The sequence below is a fragment of the Aquimarina amphilecti genome (genome assembly GCF_900109375.1).
Taxonomy (GTDB): Bacteria; Bacteroidota; Bacteroidia; order Flavobacteriales; family Flavobacteriaceae; genus Aquimarina; species Aquimarina amphilecti.
Genome location: NZ_FOAB01000005.1, coordinates 457563 through 473274 on the forward strand (window position 1 = coordinate 457563; position 15712 = coordinate 473274).

21 protein-coding genes are annotated in these 15712 nt (G+C 30.9%); 14 read left to right on the forward strand and 7 right to left on the reverse strand.

The window, feature by feature from the left end; all coding sequences use genetic code 11:
- Positions 1-72: 72 nt before the first annotated feature.
- The 4 genes from BMY33_RS15450 to BMY33_RS15465 form a co-directional block, all read right to left on the reverse strand.
- On the reverse strand, positions 73-663 hold the full coding sequence (locus tag BMY33_RS15450; protein ID WP_211482400.1) for a Crp/Fnr family transcriptional regulator: 591 nt from the start codon (positions 661-663) through the stop codon (positions 73-75).
- Between the two features lie 289 nt (positions 664-952).
- On the reverse strand, positions 953-1636 hold the full coding sequence (locus BMY33_RS15455) for a Crp/Fnr family transcriptional regulator (protein ID WP_091410203.1): 684 nt from the start codon (positions 1634-1636) through the stop codon (positions 953-955).
- A gap of 3 nt (positions 1637-1639) precedes the next feature.
- Complete coding sequence (locus BMY33_RS15460; protein WP_091410205.1) at positions 1640-2317, reverse strand: Crp/Fnr family transcriptional regulator; 678 nt, start codon at positions 2315-2317, stop codon at positions 1640-1642.
- A gap of 275 nt (positions 2318-2592) precedes the next feature.
- On the reverse strand, positions 2593-2925 hold the full coding sequence (locus BMY33_RS15465) for a single-stranded DNA-binding protein (RefSeq protein WP_091410206.1): 333 nt from the start codon (positions 2923-2925) through the stop codon (positions 2593-2595).
- A 268-nt stretch (positions 2926-3193) separates the two neighbouring features.
- Here BMY33_RS15465 and BMY33_RS15470 point away from each other — a divergent pair, with 268 nt between their 5' ends.
- From BMY33_RS15470 to BMY33_RS15525, 12 genes are all read left to right on the forward strand, one after another.
- The gene (locus tag BMY33_RS15470; protein WP_091410210.1) at positions 3194-3661 is read left to right on the forward strand and encodes a DinB family protein; all 468 of its coding nucleotides are present in this window, start codon (positions 3194-3196) and stop codon (positions 3659-3661) included.
- Positions 3654-4109, forward strand: coding sequence for a DinB family protein (locus tag BMY33_RS15475; protein WP_091410211.1), 456 nt, complete (start codon positions 3654-3656; stop codon positions 4107-4109). Before BMY33_RS15470 ends, BMY33_RS15475 begins: the two co-directional genes overlap by 8 nt.
- 49 nt (positions 4110-4158) lie before the next feature.
- A complete protein-coding gene (locus BMY33_RS15480; RefSeq protein WP_139195674.1) occupies positions 4159-4749 on the forward strand; it encodes a hypothetical protein in 591 nt (196 codons plus the stop codon).
- 53 nt (positions 4750-4802) lie between these two features.
- Entirely contained in the window at positions 4803-5399 is a 597-nt protein-coding gene (locus BMY33_RS15485) for a Crp/Fnr family transcriptional regulator (RefSeq protein ID WP_091410342.1), read from the forward strand.
- Between the two features lie 75 nt (positions 5400-5474).
- Positions 5475-6776 carry a M20 metallopeptidase family protein gene (locus BMY33_RS15490; RefSeq protein ID WP_170837094.1) on the forward strand — a complete coding sequence of 434 codons (1302 nt, stop codon included), beginning with the start codon at positions 5475-5477 and terminating at the stop codon, positions 6774-6776.
- 70 nt (positions 6777-6846) lie between these two features.
- Complete coding sequence (locus BMY33_RS15495; protein ID WP_091410216.1) at positions 6847-7296, forward strand: GNAT family N-acetyltransferase; 450 nt, start codon at positions 6847-6849, stop codon at positions 7294-7296.
- Between the two features lie 118 nt (positions 7297-7414).
- On the forward strand, positions 7415-9688 hold the full coding sequence (locus BMY33_RS15500) for an aminotransferase class III-fold pyridoxal phosphate-dependent enzyme (protein WP_091410218.1): 2274 nt from the start codon (positions 7415-7417) through the stop codon (positions 9686-9688).
- A 3-nt stretch (positions 9689-9691) separates the two neighbouring features.
- Positions 9692-10477, forward strand: a complete 786-nt coding sequence (gene modA / locus BMY33_RS15505) for a molybdate ABC transporter substrate-binding protein (protein ID WP_244543037.1) — start codon at positions 9692-9694, stop codon at positions 10475-10477.
- Positions 10477-10878 carry a TOBE domain-containing protein gene (locus BMY33_RS15510; protein ID WP_139195676.1) on the forward strand — a complete coding sequence of 134 codons (402 nt, stop codon included), beginning with the start codon at positions 10477-10479 and terminating at the stop codon, positions 10876-10878. Before modA ends, BMY33_RS15510 begins: the two co-directional genes overlap by 1 nt.
- The gene (gene modB / locus BMY33_RS15515) at positions 10875-11549 is read left to right on the forward strand and encodes a molybdate ABC transporter permease subunit (RefSeq protein ID WP_091410222.1); all 675 of its coding nucleotides are present in this window, start codon (positions 10875-10877) and stop codon (positions 11547-11549) included. Before BMY33_RS15510 ends, modB begins: the two co-directional genes overlap by 4 nt.
- Positions 11546-12418, forward strand: a complete 873-nt coding sequence (locus BMY33_RS15520; protein WP_091410224.1) for a sulfate/molybdate ABC transporter ATP-binding protein — start codon at positions 11546-11548, stop codon at positions 12416-12418. The genes modB and BMY33_RS15520 overlap by 4 nt, the downstream gene beginning before the upstream one ends.
- Positions 12419-12425: 7 nt before the next feature.
- Entirely contained in the window at positions 12426-12959 is a 534-nt protein-coding gene (locus tag BMY33_RS15525) for a DUF2867 domain-containing protein (protein WP_091410226.1), read from the forward strand.
- On the opposite strand, the gene BMY33_RS15530 is transcribed toward BMY33_RS15525, so the two are convergent.
- The 3 genes from BMY33_RS15530 to BMY33_RS23535 all read right to left on the reverse strand — a co-directional run bounded on the left by BMY33_RS15530 (position 12931) and on the right by BMY33_RS23535 (position 14409).
- Positions 12931-13536: a DUF4230 domain-containing protein gene (locus tag BMY33_RS15530; RefSeq protein ID WP_091410228.1), complete on the reverse strand. Its 606-nt coding sequence runs from the start codon at positions 13534-13536 to the stop codon at positions 12931-12933. The two genes, BMY33_RS15525 and BMY33_RS15530, sit on opposite strands and share 29 nt — an antisense overlap.
- A gap of 92 nt (positions 13537-13628) precedes the next feature.
- On the reverse strand, positions 13629-14159 hold the full coding sequence (locus tag BMY33_RS15535; protein ID WP_091410230.1) for a DUF4136 domain-containing protein: 531 nt from the start codon (positions 14157-14159) through the stop codon (positions 13629-13631).
- Positions 14160-14232: 73 nt separating this feature from the next.
- Complete coding sequence (locus BMY33_RS23535; RefSeq protein ID WP_158594409.1) at positions 14233-14409, reverse strand: C1orf53 family protein; 177 nt, start codon at positions 14407-14409, stop codon at positions 14233-14235.
- Between the two features lie 28 nt (positions 14410-14437).
- Between BMY33_RS23535 and BMY33_RS15545 the strand changes: the two genes are divergently transcribed.
- Positions 14438-14764 (forward strand): hypothetical protein, encoded by a 327-nt coding sequence (locus BMY33_RS15545; protein WP_091410232.1) that lies wholly within the window; start codon positions 14438-14440, stop codon positions 14762-14764.
- Between the two features lie 6 nt (positions 14765-14770).
- Positions 14771-15712 (forward strand): 1-aminocyclopropane-1-carboxylate deaminase/D-cysteine desulfhydrase, encoded by a 942-nt coding sequence (locus tag BMY33_RS15550; RefSeq protein WP_091410234.1) that lies wholly within the window; start codon positions 14771-14773, stop codon positions 15710-15712.

The following is a 15712-nucleotide window of genomic DNA, read 5'->3' on the forward strand; positions in this document are numbered from 1 at the left end:
TAGGGGTTAATCCTTGTTTGAATATTATTTTTAATTTCAGCCATATGTTATTGATAAAAATCATTCTGATTTTTATTTCTTATTGATTGATATATATTGGGAATTATAATCTATAATTTTGTTTTTTCTAAGCGTACTCATTGCATTACTAACTGTTTGCCTACTTGTATTAGTTAGATGAGCAATGTCTTTATGAGATAATAAGTTTTTAGCAATGATTCTGTCGTTATTGGACTTTCCAAAATCAAGTATATAATCTAAAATGAATTCTTTAATTCTAGTGCCGCTATCTTTATATAACAAATCTTGTAGTCTTCGTTCTAATTTTTTGATTCTAAGACCATATACTTTGAAGATTTCATTTTTTAATGATTCATGTTGATTCATGAGATCGGTCATTTGGTTGGCTTCTATAGAACATATTACACAATCGTCTAAGGCTACTGCCTGTTGTTCGTTAGCAGCTTCTTGATCATAAAGAACAAGTTCTCCAAAAATATTTCCTTTGTTTACAATGTATTTTGCAATATCGCTATCTCTGTTAACGATTTTTACGGTACCGTTTTTTAAGAAATATACCTTTTCTTTGTTTTCACTGATAAATTCAATGACTTCACCTTTATTAACATATTTCATATCTAATATTTCGCAGATATGCATCATATTGTTTCGGCCTATTTTGTTAAAAAGATTGAATCCTTCCAGAACCCAGAATTTAGTTAGTGGTAGCAAATAGTTTTGTGTTTACGTTAGTGTCCCAAAAATAAAGAGTCTCTTAGGATTCTACCGGTAAATAATTTACCATACTTACTTCACGCGACAAGTGGCTTGTTTTTTTTAGGAATTGCCGAGTAATTTTTGAATTTTTGTAATAATAAAAGTAAAAGGAGCTACAAGTCCCATTACTATTTATGATCTTTCTTGTTGTTTAACGAATCAAAAAAAGAGCGAATTAATTAATAATTTGTTTATTTAATGTATGTTTATGAAGAGAAATTGTTTGGTTGTCATAATCAATAACTCCTTCTTTTCTTAGACAACTCATTACATTGCTTACCGTTTGACGAGAGGTATTGGTAAGGTTCGCAATATCTTTATGAGACAAAAGGTTTTTTGAAATAATGGAACTCCCTTCTTGTTTCCCGAATTCTGATATATGTTCTGTTAGAAAATTATAAATTCTTGTTGTACTATTTTCCGAAGATAAATCTTGTATTTTTTTTTCTAGTTTTTTAATTCTGTTTCCGTAAGCCTTTAGAATATTATTTTTTAAGAAAGGATACTTTTTCATCGTAGTTAACATTTTGTCAACTTCCATAGAGCATAATATACAATCATCCAAAGCGATTACCTGCTCCTGCATTGGAGCATCGGCATCAAATAATGCTAATTCTCCAAAAATACTGCCCTTGTTTACTATGTATTTTACTTTGCTGGTTTGAGTATCGATTATCTTAACTGTCCCACTTTTTAGAAAAAAAACATGTTTCTTTTCTTCTTTTGATAGGTTGATGGTTTGGCCTTTGTTAATAGTAAACATGTCTAAAACTTTGGCCATTCTGATCATCATCATTTTTCCAAGATTATTAAATAAAATAAAATCTTCTAGGAACCAAAGTTTTGTATAGGTATTCAATATTTAGGGGTTTTTATTTTGTTCTTTATTAGGGATAGAAATAAATTGGGTATTGTATTCTATTTTACCTTCTTTTCTCATAGTACTCAAAATATTACTTACTGTTTGTCTACAGGTATTAGTAAGGTTAGCAATGTCTTTATGAGAAATTAAATTTCTAGCAATAATCCTGTTTTCATGTACTTCTCCAAATTCTAATATATAATCATTTATAAAATCACGAATCCTTGTAGTACTATCTTTATATAATAAATCATTTAACCTTCGTTCAAGTTTTTTAATTCGGGTTCCGTATACTTTAAAGACATTGTTTTTTAATGAATTGTGTTTTTCCAGTATAGAAATCATTCTTTCTGATTCAATATAACAGACAATACAATCTTCCAGAGCGATTGCTTGTTCTTGAATTTCATTTGATTCATTGTAAAGAGCAAGCTCTCCAAAAATATTGCCTTTTTTAACAATGTATTTTACATTGTCATTTACCTGATCTACTATTTTCACGGTTCCTTTTTTAAGGAAAAAAATATTTTTTTTGTCTTTTTTGAGTAGTTCAATAGTAGTTCCTTTGTCGATATTATCCATCTCAAGGATCTCGCACATACGCATCATTGTAATTCTTCCGAGTTTATTAAAAAGATTAAAACCTTCTAGGAACCAGTATTTTGTGTAAGTATTCAATAGATGAAAGTATCAGTATTTTATTTGTTAAATTTTTCTAAAAATAACAAATTTTAGATCTACAAACTGCAAGAATCTCTTTTAAGTTACTTTAGACAACAATGAGATGAGGTTTTTGTTTTTAAATTCAAGGGATACTGAAATGAAAAATGAAACATTATGTGGGTGATATGAATGGAGGTAATAAAAAAATAGACACCTGAAGAAAATAGTAATAATCAATAGGTGTCAATTTTAAAGTATTTTTTGATATTATGGTTTTATACATTACATCTTTATTTCCCCAACATCAAAAATTCATTGCAAACTACTTCTGTTATATACCTTTTGTTACCCTCATTATCATCATAACTTCGTGATGTAAGTTTACCCTCAATGGCTACTTCTTGTCCCTTATTCACATATTTCTCAATGATTTCTGCAGTTTTCCCCCAAGCTACAATATTGTGCCATTGAGTATCGGTAATTTTATCACCAGCTTTATTATAGTAATAGTCGTTAGTAGCGATAGAGAATTTTGCAAGTTTCTTCCCTGAATCAAGATTAACGATTTCCGGTTCTTGCCCTAAGTTTCCTATTAACTGTACTTTGTTTTTTAACGTGTTCATGTTTTTAATTTTAGTTCCTGTTTTTTACAGGTAGATGAAACAATTTTTTTGGTATCGATTTTTCTTTTATTTCGACAAGGCAAACATAGATGCAGGTCCAAATAAGATTCGGTTAGGAAGTGTTTATTTTCGGTTGTAAACGTTTGTAGTCGTTTGTTTTTGACTAAAAGATGGTTTTATCGTATTGTGAAATATGATTTTAAAAAGCTATTTTTAAATAATAATTCTAAAACTAATAATGTATCACTGGTTTACTAAATAATAGTCAATGAGAACAAAACAGATAGCAAATCGATTTAGAGAAGTGATATTGGACGGTCTTTGGATAGCTAATACTAATTATAAAGATCAATTATCGAATATAACTTGGGAACAAGCCACTACTAGAGTAGAATCATTAAATACAATTGCATTGCTTACTTTTCATATTAATTATTATATAGAAGGAGTTTTGAATGTGTTAAAGGGGGGAGCTTTGGAAATAAGAGATAAATATAGTTTTGATGCTCCTAAAATAACCTCCGAGGAAGATTGGAAAATATTATTGAACAGCTTATTGGATAATGCAGAAGAATTTGCAAGCCTGATCGATACTATGCCAGACGAACAATTGGATAATTATTTTGTAGATGAAAAATATGGTACTTATCAGAGAAATATTGAAGCGATGATAGAGCATAGTTATTATCACTTAGGTCAAATTACTTTAATTAAAAAAATGTTATCTAATGAATGATTCAATCATAGAAATATTAAAAACTATATTCGATAGAGATTTAACAAAATTAAAAACGGAAATAGAATCTTATACTCAAGAAGAACATATGTGGGTTGAAACACCAGATATAAGTAATTCGGCAGGGAATCTTTGCTTACACCTTGTCGGGAATCTCAATACCTATATTGGTGCAGAATTCGGTAAAACTGGATATATAAGGCAAAGAGAGCAGGAATTTTCTTTAAAAAATGTTTCTAGAATAGAACTACTATCTATGATAGATGATACGATGAAGATTGTAATGGATTCATTAGATATGATAACTAAAGAAGACTTACAGAAAGAATATCCTAGAATACTTATGGATAAGAATCCTAGTACCCATAGATTTCTGGTGCACTTGGCAACTCATTTAACGTACCATTTAGGCCAAATCAATTATCATAGAAGAATATTAGATGTTTAAATTGATAATAATCTGACACCTGATCCAACCGGAAATGTTAAAAAAACTATTGAAAATAATACTTGTTTTGATAATCCTTGTAGGGATTGGTGCAGGGTATCTTTATTTTAGATTACATAATAATATAGATAATGTTTTAGAAGCTGAAGATGATTGGAGAAGCGAGGTTTTAGAATTTCCATTGATATTTGCTGGAGATTTAGAGTACAATGGAGAAGAGCATATACGATTTGCACCAGGTTGGGGAGATACCAATAGTGCAGATTATTTTTCATATGTTTTTTTATGGGTTTTAGAAGAAGATCCAAAATTGAATGCTACAGAACTAGAAAGCATTATGAATATCTATTTTGACGGGCTTATGAATACAGGTGCCGTCACCAATTTTAGTTTTTTTAAAGATATTCCAGAAACTCAGTCTTCAATACGGCAATTAAATGATGATACGTATAGAGGTTCTATAAAAATGTATGATGAGTTTTTTGCTAAAGATATGACTACCTTAAATGCTGATATCCAATATGAATATTGTACTACTAGAAAACAACATTTTGTATGGTTTTATTTATCACCAAAAGATATGGATCATCTAATTTGGAAACAACTTAAAGAAGTTCAATTAAATATTAACTGTAGATAATAATTAGTTTGTATGAAGATGCATTTTTACAAAAATATAATAATTACAAATACGTGAATTCAGAAAAAGAGTTAAAAAAATATTATGAATCATATCTCGAAACATTTCCTGACTTAAACTCAGAAGAATTAGAGTTTTTAGAATCATACCTTACAATAGAAACGTATGAAAAGAAAGAATTTCTTTTTAAAAGCGGAGAAGTTCAAAAAGAAGTTGCTTTTGTGTGCAAAGGTCTTTTAAGACGTTATTATATTAACGAAAAAGGAAATAAGATAACTACTGGTTTCGTAAGTGAAAATAATTATGCAACAGATTATCCAGCTTTTATTAGACAAATACCGTCTAAGTATTTTATTGAATGTCTCGAACCATCAGTAATTATAAAGTTACCGTATAATAAAATTCAGGAAGGGTATAAAAGGTATAAGACAAGTGAAATGTATGGAAGACTAATCGCAGAATATGTATTGACTTTTCAGACAGATAGAGTAGAAAGCTTTTTATTCAAAAATGCTGAAGAAAGATATTTAGATTTTATAGAACACAATAAAGATATTATCAATAGGATAAGCTTATCTCATTTATCTACCTATTTAGGAATTGAACGTCAATCATTAAGCAGAATTAGAAGTAAAATTGCGAAAAGATAGTTTTTGTCACATATGTGTCAGGTATATCATTTAATTATATCTCATTTTTACATTATAATCTTAAACACGGTAAAAATGATTTGTTATAAAGCAGTATTGAATACAACATTCCTCATAGTATTTCTTTTTTGTGGATTGGTAGCTTTTGGACAAGAAGTTTCAATTACATCTTCTATCCATAAAGGCATACAACAACGAACAGATGATATTTTTGATAGTCTTGTGAAAATTCGTAGAGATTTTCATATGAATCCTGAAGTCTCGGAACAGGAAAAAAGAACAGCGCAGAAAATCAAAGAATATTTACTTTCTATAGGATTAGAAGTTGAAACTAATGTTGGAGGAAATGGTGTAGTTGGTATTTTAAAGGGAGCTAAAGAAGGAAAGAAAATAGCTTGGAGAGCTGATATTGATGCAATGCCTTCAGAAATACCTGATGTGGTAGATTTTAAATCTAAGACAGAAGGTGTACGTCATATATGTGGGCATGATGTACATGCTACAATTGCATTAGGAATTGCTAACGTATTAGCAAGCCAAAAAGAACAATTAGAAGGAACAGTTTATTTTATTTTTCAACCCTCAGAAGAGAATTATAAAGGAGCTAAAGCAATGATAAAAGATGGTTTGTTTGATCTGATCAAACCAGATGAGATATATGGAGCGCATATTGCACCATTGCCAGCAACAATGATTTCCACTAAGCCAGAATGGTTATTTGCTGATTATAAAATGATAGAAGTGGTGTATATGAACTCAACTGATAATGATGCAATGATTGAATATACCAAAACATTGCTTAAAAGTTTTCAGAATGTTAAATCAGGTAGTGAGTTTTTTGACCCGCAAAGTTTATTAAGTCCAACTATTGGATTAGCAAACCCCAATACTATTTTTAAAGATTATACAACGGTAAGTGATAATTTCAGTGTTAAAGAAATAGATGATTTAATATCAATTAAAACGTATGTGGGATCTAGTGTTTTTAATGAATTGGATAAGATTTCACCTCTAGTGCAACAGAAAATCAAGTCATCAAAATATAAAACGAAGTTGATAAATGTATCGTATTCTGGAGACCGTGCAAACCTAATGAATGATAAAAAGTTAACGAATGAGGTTATGAATTCTATTTCTAAACTTTATGGCCAACAAAATGTAATTCGATTATATGGAGAAATGCCAGATGGAAGAGGTGATGATTTTGCGTATTTTCAAGAACGAGTACCTGGAGTATATTTTTTCTTAGGAGGGTCTAATTTTGAAAAAGGAATTATCTCGATGCCTCATGCTCCAAATTTTGCCATTGATGAGAACTGTATTAAAACCGGAGTGAATTATTTTTCATCAATGATTGTGGAAAGATTATATGATTAATTTGTTAGAATTAAGTGAAGGTTTTTTGCTATTATGAATAAAACCTAAAAAAAACAATTAAACTACCTCAATGATACGACCCTATAAATTGAAGGATAAAAAAGAATTAATTGATGTTTTTAAGCAAAATATACCAACATATTTTGACCTCAAAGAGGTAAAAGATTTTCAAGATTACTTACAAAAGTATAGTGCCTCTTATTATACAATCTTTTATAAAAAGAAAATAGTAGGAGGAGTTGGATGTTATTTAGAGGGTAAAAATAGAATAGGTAGAATAACATGGATATTTTTTCATCCAAAATATACTGGATTGGGATTAGGAAAAAAAGCAATAGAGCATTCATTATCTATCTTGAAATTAAGTTCGGAATTAGAAAAAGTAGTAGTAACTACATCTCAACTCGCGTATAAATTTTTTGAGAAGTTTGGATTTGTATTGGAAAAAATAGAGAAAGATTATTGGGGACTAGGATTGGATCTGTATCTAATGGAACTATCGTTTAACAATAATTCTTAAGTGATTAAAAGTATCAAAATTTATAATTGATTCTTTGTGGGATTGCAGGGCAGATACAGTATCTTTATCATAAGGTTTTAAAAATAGATGTCCAAGAAAATTTTTTTTCATTCACACAATGATAGATAAACTCTTAGAAGCTGAATTTTCTTTTAATCAGCCCGAAGTTAAAACGTTGAATGGCTACGATAACGTCAATTATATAGTCAAGAATAATTCCACGAAATATATTTTTAAAACATATTCTTATGATAAAGAATTGTTTTCTATTCTTCAAGCAGAAAATGAATTACTTCTTCATCTTAAGGGTAAAGATGTAGATATGTTTCCTGACCCTATTCCGTTTACGGATGGTACTTTTATAAAAGTAATAGAGGTTGATGGGGTTAAAACTATTTGTCGGATGCTTTCGTTTTTAGATGGAAAGTTTTTAGGTGATGTTGAAGCTACAGAAGAACTATTTTATAGTTTAGGAAATTTTCTTGCTGAAATGAATCTTAAGTTTCAAAAATTTGATAGTTATGTTCTAAAAGCTAGACAATGGGAATGGGATATTCAGTATGCACACTTGAACAAGAAATATCTAAATGATATCGTTGATCCGCATAATCGAAATGTAGTTCGTTATTTTTTTCAACAATTTGAAGAAAACGTAATTCCGTTACTGCCAGAATTAAGAAAGCAGGTAATACATAATGATGCAAATGAATGGAATATCCTGACGGAAAAAGGAAAAGTTTCAGCAGTTATTGATTTTGGTGATTTGGCATATTCACAACTAATAAATGAATTGGCAATTGCAATTACCTATGCGTGTTATGATAAAGAAAATCCTTTGGATTGGATACCTTTTATTTTAAAGGGATATCATAGTGTTTCTCCTTTAAAAGATAAAGAAATGAAAGTGCTGTATTACAGTATTGCAATAAGACTTTGTACTAGTGTATGTAACTCTGCGCATTCCCGAAAAATAAATCCAGATAACATATATGCTACTGTAAGTGAGAAATCTGCTTGGAAAATGCTTTATAAATGGTTGCGGATTAACCCAATTAAAGCAGAGAATACTTTTAGAAAAGCGATAGGACTTTTACCAGTTCTAAAAACACTCACCAGTGAAGAAGAAATAAAGAGAAGGCATATGTCTATAAGTTCTGTTATGTCTTTAAGCTATGAAAAGCCTATTTCTATGAGTGGTTCCGCTTTTCAGTTTATGTACGATACAGATGGGAATACTTTTTTAGATGCATATAATAACATTCCTCATGTCGGTCATTCTCATCCAAAAGTTGTGCAAGCAGGACAAAGACAAATGGCAAAACTTAATACGAATACAAGGTATTTATATGATTTGTTACCAACATATGCAGAAACGTTATTGTCAAAATTTCCTGATACTTTGAGCAAAGTGTTTTTTGTAAATTCAGGAAGTGCAGCCAGTGATTTGGCTATGCGAATGGCATACGCACATACCAAGTCTCAAAAGATAATGATTATGGAACATGGGTATCACGGGAATACTCAGGTTTCTATTGATATTAGTGATTATAAATTTAATAGCCCAAAAGGACAAGGTCAAAAAGAACATATCTTAAAAAATCAAATTCCGGATATCTATAGAGGTAAATATACAGGACAAAATGCAGGTGAGCTGTATGCAAAAGAAGCAGTGAAGCAAATAGAGGATTCTAGTAATCCTATTGCTGCATTTATTTCTGAACCTATCGTAGGATGCGGAGGACAAGTTCCTTTGGCTGAAGGGTATTTAAAAAATGTTTATCCAGCCATTAGAAGACAAGGAGGGATTTGTATTAGTGATGAGGTACAAACAGGTTTTGGTCGTTTAGGAGATTGTTTCTGGGGATATGAAGCTCAAGATGTTGTTCCTGATATGGTGATTGTCGGTAAACCCATAGCCAATGGTCATCCAATGGGAGCGGTGATAACAACCAATGAAATAGCGGAATCTTTTAGTAAAGGAGTAGAGTTTTTTAGCTCTTTTGGTGGGAATCCAGTTTCTTGTGCTATTGGATTGTCGGTTTTGGAGGTAATAGAAGAAGAACAATTACAGAATAATGCTACACAAGTAGGAGATTATTATAAATCCCTTTTAACCGAACTTCAAAACAAATATGATTGCGTTGGAGATGTACGAGGATCAGGTCTTTTTTTAGGAGTAGAAATTGTGAACGAGAAAAATCAGGAAACTAATAGAACACTTGCGCATTATATTAAAAATGAATTAAGGAATAAATATATATTAATTAGTACAGATGGGCCGGATGATAGTGTCTTAAAAACAAAACCACCTTTATGTTTTACCAAAGAAAATGCTAAGGAAGTAGTAGATGCTATTGATGAAATATTAAAAATGTATTACAATAAAAATTGAAAGGTGCTAAAAGCTATTTTTATAAAATTTCAGAATTTTAAGTTTAACGTTTTTATAATTATTCTTTTGGTTGTAAGCGGATGTAAACAACCAAAAAGAAATGTAATTAGAATTGCTGCTGCTGCTAATATGCAATATGCAATTGAGGAGATTTCTAATGCATTTACGGAAAAAACAGGAGTATCTTGTGAGTTGGTTGTCAGTTCTTCAGGAAAATTGACAGCCCAAATAATAGAAGGCGCTCCCTATGATATTTTTGTTTCTGCAAACATGAAATACCCAAATGAAATTTATAAGAATGAATTAGCCCTTGAAGCTCCCAAAGTCTATGCATACGGTCAATTAGTATTATGGTCTATGTATCAAGAAATGGAACCTTCTTTAGAAATGTTGACGAATGATACTATTGTACATATTGCTATAGCAAATCCTAAGACAGCACCGTATGGTCAAGCGGCGATAGAGTTATTAAAAAAGAGTAATGTATATGATTTAGTGGAAGAGAAGTTGGTTTACGGGGAAAGTATTTCTCAAACGAACCAATTTATAACATCTAAATCTTCTGAAATTGGTTTTACAGCAATGTCAGTAGTTCTGTCTGCAAAAATGAAAGATAAAGGAGGTTGGATATTATTAAATAAAAAAGAATATACACCAATTGAACAAGGAGCAGTTATTATAAAAAGAGAAAATCAAGATTCTACAAATAGTAGAAAATTTTATAAGTTTCTTTTTTCTAAAGAAGCTAGAGAAATACTAGAAGATTTCGGATATTTAGTAGCTGAATAATGAATGTTTTCTCAGGTCATATATCCGATATACAGATAAGTAAAAATTTATCTATGGTTTCTGTGCAAATAGATGAGCGTATTGAACTCAAAACTATTTTAGTCGAAACTCCTAATACAGCTTCTTATCTAAAGAAAGGAAGTGCCGTAGATGTATTGTTTAAAGAAACAGAAGTGATAATTAGTAAAGGTGATCCCTCTTTTATTAGTATACAAAATAAAATTCCGGCGGTAATAAAAAAATGTGATAGTGGAGTTTTGTTAAGTAAGATTCTCTTAAATACAGCGATAGGAGATATTGTAGCAATAGTTACTACAGAAATTTTAAATGCACTGGTATTGAAAGAAAATGAAGAAGTGATTGTGATGATTAAGGCAAACGAAATAATGCTTTCTAAATGATAGATTGGGCACCAATCATATTAACCACTAAGCTAGCTTTAGTAACTACAATTGTTTTGCTAATAATTTCGATACCGTTGGCTTATTGGTTGGCTTATTCTAAATCCAGAATTAAACCAATTGTAGAAACTCTAGTAAGTATGCCTTTGGTATTACCTCCAACCGTGTTAGGGTTTTATCTGCTTATGGCATTTAGTCCAGGAAATAGTTTTGGGAGTTGGTTACAAGATGTTTTCGGAATTCGATTAATTTTTTCGTTTTCTGGATTAGTTATAGGATCTGTTATTTATAGTCTTCCTTTTATGGTTGGACCTATTCAGTCTGGTTTATCAGGATTGCCTAATTCATTACAAGAAGCTTCGTATGTTCTGGGTAAATCGAAACTAAAAACACTTTTTAGTGTTTTATTGCCTAACATAAAACCTTCATTATTAACAGGGCTTGTGTTGGCTTTTGCTCATACCGTAGGCGAATTTGGTGTTGTTCTAATGATAGGAGGAAATATTCCTGAAAAAACTAAAGTTGTTTCAATTGCTATTTATGATGAAGTTGAAGCGCTGAATTACAGCAATGCAAATATGTATTCTTTATTATTATTCATTATCACATTTATAATTTTATTATTTGTGTATTTGATTAATGGAGGGTACCTAAAACGGTTTTGGAAATGATAAAGGCTACTATTCATAAGGCGCTCAATACAGCGGTAGGAAGCATGAAACTTAATGTCCAATTAAGTATTGAAAGTGGTCAATTGGTTACTTTATATGGACCTTCTGGAGTAGGAAAAACATCAATTCTTAGAATTATAGCAGGATTGCTTTCGGCAGATAGTGGACAGATAGAAGTAGACGGTGTATTTTGGTTAGATCATGAAAAAAAGATTGATTTTAGCCCGCAACAACGTAAGATAGGATATGTTTTTCAGGACTATGCATTGTTTCCAAATATGACAGTTCGAGAAAATCTAGAATTCGCTTTAGAAAAAGGTCAAGATAAAAACATTATTGAAGAATTAATTTCTATAGTAGCTTTAGATGAGCTTCAGAATAGAAAACCAAATACCTTATCGGGAGGTCAGCAACAGCGTGTAGCATTAGCACGTGCATTGGTTCGTAAACCAAAGGTTTTATTGTTAGATGAACCACTATCTGCACTTGATATAAAAATGCGTAGCAAACTACAAGATTATATATTGAAAGTGCATCGAGAATATAAACTCACAACAATTTTAGTTAGTCACGACATAGGAGAAATTATTAAGATGTCGGATAAAGTATATTGCCTTGAAGATGGTAAGGTAACCAAAGTAGGAGATTCGTTATCCGTTTTTACGGATAATCGACTAAGTGGTAAATTTCAGTTTACAGGAGAAGTGATTAATATAGAATCGGAAGATGTTGTATTCATAGTTACAGTTCTTATAGGTAATAATGTAGTTAGGGTAATCGCTCAAGAATCAGAAATTGTAGACCTCGCTATTGGAGACAAGGTTATTGTAGCTTCAAAAGCTTTTAATCCTGTGCTTTTAAAAGTTTAAGAAACATATGAAAGTAGAAAAAGTTAATTTACCAGAGACCTCATTACTTCTTAAGAATGAGTATGATTATTCTGATAGCTTTATAAGTGAGTTTATCGATAAAGAAGACACCATAGATATCTTAGTGGTTACAAAGGCTTTTTTCTCTACCTCCCCAAAATGGATTGAAAAGTTGTTTTTATTAAGAAACAAGATAGTTGCAATTTTTGGTCTTAAAACAGGAGATAGCTTAGAAAAGAGAAAAGAAACATTGAATAATTTTAGAGGAGATATTGGGGATAAAGTAGGAATCTTTAAAGTATTTGATAAATCGGAGAATGAAATTATTCTGGGGGAAGACGATATGCATCTTAATTTTAGAGTTTCTCTACTCTTAGATTCAAAACCTAATTCGAGTAAAAATCTTACTATTTCGACAATTGTAAATTTTAATAATTGGTTCGGGAAATTGTATTTTTTACCTGTAAAGCCATTTCATAAACTCATTGTTCCAACCATGCTTAAAAGTACTATTAGAGGATCAATTGCTCCGAATCAGTAATAGAATTACCTTTATAAACTAGTTTCCATCCTAAGGAATTAGTAAGAATGTAAATCTTTTGTAGCTCACTAATTAAACGATTTTCCGCATTAGTTTTTAGTGTAGAGGCTTCTATTTTCTTGTTAAGTTGTCGTGTAACTTCTTTCTGTATTAGGTTGTGATCTTCAGGATTAAACTGATTAAAAAAATCTTCTTCAAGATCGTGATATTTTATATCTGGGTTGATATTGATTTCAGCTTCAGGAATACTAGTGATTGTAAGTGTTTTGTTATCTTGATTGATATCGTGTCTAATCTTACTTAAGTCGTAAGAAACGGTGACACTAGCATTTACCACAACAATTGCTTTTTTCTCAGCGGTTAACATGTCTAAGTAATATTTCTTAGCATCTTTATAGGTAATAACCTCAGAGAAATGCCCTTCCGTAACAACCAATTTCCCAACATTTTTTATCTGATCTAATATAAGATCAGAGGATTGTAATTCAGTTTTTTGGGATGTAGCTTGATTGATAAAATAATTAATACCTACGGCGATAAATGCGGCAATTAATGCACCAAGAAGAAAATTACGCATATTTTTATAAGTCAGGTTTTGTATAAAAATACATAAAAAAATAGCCTCTCTATTATAGAAAAGCTATTATGGTATTATTAAGGGTAAAATAATTATTCTAATTCAGGAGGGTATTTCTCTAGTATCGCAGACACAATTTGATTCATTTTCTCCTGCTTTTTATCTACTTTTTCAGTTAATGCGGCCGTACCCATCCCTTGCCAAATTAGTTCATTTTTCGAAGCGTCAATAAGATCGATATACAAAGTTCCTTCTGTTGTCCTTGATACGGTGTTAAAACCACTGTTCCAGAACCAAGGGTTCCATCCCCAACCGTAACCAAAACCAAAATTGTTTTGATAAATATTTACATTTTCTTTAGTTTTAGTAAAGATACTTACCAAAACATCCGGATTTTCAGACTTTGTAAAACCTTTAGCAGTCATATCAGATTCGATAGCTCGTAGAATACGTTTCTTGTCCAAATCGCTGATTTCAGCTTTATCTATTCCTGGTTTAAAAAAAGCATAGCTTTTGTAACCGTTAAAATTAGTTTGCTTATCATAATCAGATGCCACTCTAACAGTAGAGCAGGAACTAAGTGTTATGATAAGGATTAGTGATAAAAGAGAGAAAAATTTCATAATCCTGTGTATTAAGTGTTCAACAATATTTTTAAAAAATATGCACAACAATCATACCATGAGTAACATAGAATTACTCTTTAGTATATTTATTTGTTTTTTTATCATAGCCATAGGGACAATGCCTACAACCGCTCTCACAACAATATCCTCTTTTTAGATGATATTGTTCTGTAAAACATCGGTACCCTTCAGGAGTAAGATAATAGTCTCCTTCTTCGGGTTTTAGTATTCTTTTAGGATTGCTCATCGATACAAAAATACTATCTTGCGCTAAGATGCCAATTGTAGTTAACAAATATTTGATAGGTCGTCATTTTGTGGGAATCGCACTTTGGCCTTTTATTGTGGTGAAAAATCGCCATTTGAAAGATGATGTTGTTTTCATTAATCATGAGAAAATTCATTTAAAACAACAATTGGAACTACTGGTAATACCATTTTACTTCTTTTATCTAACGGAGTATATTGTTCGATTGTTCCAGTACAAAAACTCTAAAGAGGCTTATCGTAATATTTCTTTTGAAAGAGAAGCATACGAAATGGAAGCGGAACTTTCTTATCTAAAGAACCGAAAACTCTGGAGTTTTACCAAATACTTATAACTTACTATGAATTTTTTTTCTTCTGAAGTAAGAGAATCAAAAAATGAAGAAATAGTGCACCCTGTTTTAAAACAAGCAGGAGTGTCTATTCACATGAAAAGAGAAGATCTTATTCATGATCACATTTCCGGTAATAAATTCAGAAAGCTTAAATACAATCTTTTAGAGGCTAAAAAAAAGGGTTTTAATACGATACTTACGTTTGGGGGAGCATATAGTAACCATATTGCAGCTACAGCGGCAGCTGGAAAATTAGTTGGATTGCACGCTATTGGTGTGATCAGAGGTGATGAGTTAGGCCATGATTTAGATCATACATTATCAGGGAATGATACACTTCGTTTCGCTTCGGATAATGGTATGCGATTAAAGTTTGTTAGCAGAAAAGATTACAAAGAAAAAGCATCAGAATCTTTTTTAAAAATGTTAAAAAAAGAATTTGGTTCCTTTTATTCTATTCCAGAAGGAGGTACTAATGAGTTAGCAGTAGAAGGATGTAAAGAAATTTTAACTGGTAAGGATGAGATATATGATTATTTATGTTGTGCGGTAGGAACTGGAGGGACTATTTCTGGTATTATAAATGCTAGTCTTGAGCATCAGAATATTATTGGATTTCCTGCCTTAAAAGGAGATTTTCTTTCTGATGAAATTAATAAATATGCTAATAAAGCAAATTGGAGTTTGACAAAAGAGTATCATTTTGGGGGGTATGGTAAAATAAATCCATCATTAATTGAGTTTATTAATAGGTTTTGCAAAGAACAAAATATTGCTTTGGATCCAATCTATACAGGAAAGATGATGTATGGCCTTTTTGATAAAATACAGAAAGGGTTTTTTACAAAAAATACTCGTATTTTAGCCATCCATACTGGAGGATTGCAAGGCATTTCGGGTATGAATAAGAAGCTAAGTAAAAAAAAGCTTCCGCTTATTAGAATTTGA

Coding starts and splice junctions, on each gene's coding strand:
- BMY33_RS15450 (WP_211482400.1), bottom strand. CDS start 663: ATGATGCATATCTGCGAAATATTAGATATGAAATATGTTAATAAAGGT.
- BMY33_RS15465 (WP_091410206.1), bottom strand. CDS start 2,925: ATGAACACGTTAAAAAACAAAGTACAGTTAATAGGAAACTTAGGGCAA.
- BMY33_RS15470 (WP_091410210.1), top strand. CDS start 3,194: ATGAGAACAAAACAGATAGCAAATCGATTTAGAGAAGTGATATTGGAC.
- BMY33_RS15475 (WP_091410211.1), top strand. CDS start 3,654: ATGAATGATTCAATCATAGAAATATTAAAAACTATATTCGATAGAGAT.
- BMY33_RS15490 (WP_170837094.1), top strand. CDS start 5,475: ATGATTTGTTATAAAGCAGTATTGAATACAACATTCCTCATAGTATTT.
- BMY33_RS15495 (WP_091410216.1), top strand. CDS start 6,847: ATGATACGACCCTATAAATTGAAGGATAAAAAAGAATTAATTGATGTT.
- BMY33_RS15500 (WP_091410218.1), top strand. CDS start 7,415: ATGATAGATAAACTCTTAGAAGCTGAATTTTCTTTTAATCAGCCCGAA.
- BMY33_RS15510 (WP_139195676.1), top strand. CDS start 10,477: ATGAATGTTTTCTCAGGTCATATATCCGATATACAGATAAGTAAAAAT.
- modB (WP_091410222.1), top strand. CDS start 10,875: ATGATAGATTGGGCACCAATCATATTAACCACTAAGCTAGCTTTAGTA.
- BMY33_RS15520 (WP_091410224.1), top strand. CDS start 11,546: ATGATAAAGGCTACTATTCATAAGGCGCTCAATACAGCGGTAGGAAGC.
- BMY33_RS15525 (WP_091410226.1), top strand. CDS start 12,426: ATGAAAGTAGAAAAAGTTAATTTACCAGAGACCTCATTACTTCTTAAG.
- BMY33_RS15530 (WP_091410228.1), bottom strand. CDS start 13,536: ATGCGTAATTTTCTTCTTGGTGCATTAATTGCCGCATTTATCGCCGTA.
- BMY33_RS15535 (WP_091410230.1), bottom strand. CDS start 14,159: ATGAAATTTTTCTCTCTTTTATCACTAATCCTTATCATAACACTTAGT.
- BMY33_RS23535 (WP_158594409.1), bottom strand. CDS start 14,409: ATGAGCAATCCTAAAAGAATACTAAAACCCGAAGAAGGAGACTATTAT.
- BMY33_RS15545 (WP_091410232.1), top strand. CDS start 14,438: ATGCCAATTGTAGTTAACAAATATTTGATAGGTCGTCATTTTGTGGGA.
- BMY33_RS15550 (WP_091410234.1), top strand. CDS start 14,771: ATGAATTTTTTTTCTTCTGAAGTAAGAGAATCAAAAAATGAAGAAATA.